Source organism: Roseiarcus sp. (assembly GCF_052145395.1).
Classification (GTDB): domain Bacteria; phylum Pseudomonadota; class Alphaproteobacteria; order Rhizobiales; family Beijerinckiaceae; genus Roseiarcus.
This window is the reverse complement of record NZ_JBKQOT010000523.1, coordinates 1-2,813: the sequence shown is the minus strand read 5'-3', so window position 1 is coordinate 2,813 and position 2,813 is coordinate 1. Positions and strand designations below refer to the sequence as shown.

Annotated in this window: 1 protein-coding gene and 1 pseudogene; both read right to left on the bottom strand. The window is 67.4% G+C overall.

Annotated features, from left to right (window positions below; genetic code table 11):
• A partial coding sequence (locus ACLP25_RS18030) for an adenylate/guanylate cyclase domain-containing protein (RefSeq protein WP_442470550.1) occupies positions 1-2,136 on the bottom strand: 2,136 nt, incomplete at its 3' end.
• 162 nt (positions 2,137-2,298) lie between these two features.
• A pseudogene (locus ACLP25_RS18025) lies at positions 2,299-2,813 on the bottom strand (hypothetical protein); the annotation flags it as partial.

Here is a 2,813-nt window from a genome sequence, read left to right as displayed (position 1 = left end):
CGCCTGCTGCAAGAGATCCGTGATCCTCTTGGGGTCGTTATGGCCGTAGGCGTAGGTCACCGTCGGTCCCAGATCGAGTTCGGCTTGACGGACGCCGTTAACCGCGATCGCCGTGAACTGATCGGGGGTGCCCGGAGCCCAGCCGCTGAAGTTGGCGGCGATCTTGACTCCCGAACACCATTTCGAGCCCTTGTCGGCCGCCGCCGCCGGCGGCGTATTCTCGGGCAGCCCGGCTTTTCTCAGTCCCTCCGCGATGCGTTCGATCCCGGCTCGATAGATCGGGTCCGAGGAAACGATGACGCCCGACAGAAAATGCTGTACCGTAAAGTCGGGTCTGAGTGCTTGCAATCGGACCAGCGCATCGCTTGCTTCGGCGGCGCGCCCGAGCCACGCGTAAGCGGACGCGAGGTGTTCGTAGGCCACAGCTATCGATGGCCCCGAGGCGATCGATTTCTCGCACCAGTCGACCGCCTGGTCCCATTGCGCCAAGAGGTTGTGCGCGCGGCAGCCGTACCACTCCCAGATATGTCGAGCGGGATTGAGCGGGTCGAGGCGCAGCGCCTGCTCAAGCGGCGCGAACGCTTCCGCGGCATGCCCCGATAACGTCAGGATTGAGCTCTTTTCGGCATAGGCGGGCGCGAAATTCCGGTCGGCCTGGATCGCTGCGTCGACTTCGGCCAGCGCTGCGCCCAATTGCGCCCGCGATTCCGCGACTACGGCCTTGATCAAGTGCGCCCAGTCGCTATTGGGCTGGGACGCAAGGACCCGATCCGCCGCGCGCTCGGCGTTGGGATACACTTCCCACCAGTCGCCGGACAAGAACATGCTGACCTTGAGCATTTGGGCGTTCGCTTTGCCCAGCAAAGCCCGCGGCTCGTCAGGATCCAGACGCAGAGCCTGATCGAAATACTCGATCGCCTTGTCGAGGCTCGCCAGCGCCAAGCTTTGGTTCATGGTCGCTGTCCCGCGCATCGCCAGATCGGTCGCGTCGGGGTTGGCAGGCCGCTCGCGAAGCGCGCGCAACGCTTCGGCGTTGACAAGCTGAGCGCCGAGCGCATTGGCGATACGCGCCACCGCTTCAACTTGCAACGCGCCGAGCTTGCCGCGCTCTCCGTCGAACCTTTCGGCCCACAGATGCGCGCCGGTCTCGGTCGCGATGAGCTGGGCGTTGACCGTAATGGTCTCGCCGACCCTCCGCACGCTGCCTTCGAGCGCATAGCGCACGCCGAGGTCGTGGCCGAGTTGCTTCAGATCGACGGGCTTGCCCTTGTACTCCGCGGCGGTGCTACGGCCGATGACGAAGCTGTCAGGGAGATGCGTGAGGTCGGTGGTCAGATCCTCGGTGAGGCCGTCGGCGAAATAGTCCTGCTCGGGATCGCCGCTGAGATTGGCGAAGGGCAGCACGACGATGGAGAGGCGCGGCGCGTGGGCGAGCTTATCGTCCGCCGCCGCGGCGACAGCGGCGGGCGCGGGCGGCGGCGCGGGCGCGAGGGCGTGCCGGCCGAACCACCCGACTGCGACGAGAACGACGATGAACGCCGCCGCGATCACTGGCCAAAGCAGGGCCTTTGCGCGCGGCTTTATCGCTGGGGCCGGCGGCGCGCTCGCGCCCGCGCGGGGCCTGAGGGCGTAGACCCGCGCCGGCCGGGCGATGTTCTTGAGCGTCTGCTCGCCGAGGTCGACGAACGGCTCATGCAGCTTATCCCGTACCTGTTCGTAGGCCGCGGATGAAAGGCAAACTCCGCCGGGCTCGCATATCCCTTCGAGCCGCGCCGCGACGTTGACTCCGTCGCCCATCAGGTCGCCGTCAGCCTCCTCGACGACGTCGCCCAAGTGGATGCCGACACGGACCTCGATGCGCTGGTCGGCCGGAAGTCCGGCGTTGCGTTCGGCGAGGCCGCTCTGGACTTCGATGGCGGATCGCACCGCTTCGACCACGCTGCGGAATTCGACCACCGCGCCGTCGCCGGTGCGCTTGACGAGCCGGCCGTTGTGGACCGCGATGGTCGGGTCGATGAGGTCGCTGCGCAACGTTCTCAAGCGCGCGAGCGTCCGCTCCTCATCCGCGCCCGTCAGCCGGCTATAGCCGACGATGTCGGCGACCAGGATAGCCGCGACTTTCCGACCCTCGCTCACAGGGCTGCCCCACGGGGGACCTGAACCAAAGTCAACGTTACTCCCAGGCCGCGTCCGCTGTTCTGATGCAAATCAAAACGGCATGGCCGCGCGCGGCGTGCGGAAACGGGTCAGCGAGCGCCCTCTGCGGGCGCCGAACGGGGGCGGCGCGGCCCCTGCGGCTCACGATCCGTCTGCGTCCTCAGAGGGACCGCGAGACTGGCGGTTGCGTCGGCGAGGCGCGTTTTCTCGACCGGCGCTTGCCTCTCTCGCCGCGGGCGCTGGGGGTTCGGGCGCGTCCGCATCCCGGCCGGCCGTCCGATCGGTCACCACATCGACGATGCGCTCAACCGTTTCGAGAATTCCGACCGCCTTCGCAAGGCCAGGATGCTGGCGAGCGCGGGAAAGCCGTTTCGTCGGATCGTGGGACGCATCGGGCGGACTGGCGCAGGCGTCTTTGAGACGGGCGACGCTCTCGATCACGCCGATCGCCGCAGCCGGTATTGCCCGCGCTGTCCTGATCAGCCCCGCCGGCTGGTCGGCGACCGCGGGCTGCGCCGGCGATTCGCTCCCGCCGCGAGCGAGCGCATAAACCCGCATCGGCCGGACGATGTTCTTGAGTTCCTGTTCGCCGAGGTCGACGAAGCTTTCCGGCAGCCTGTCGCGCACCTGCCGCCAAGCGTCCTCGGAAAGACAGA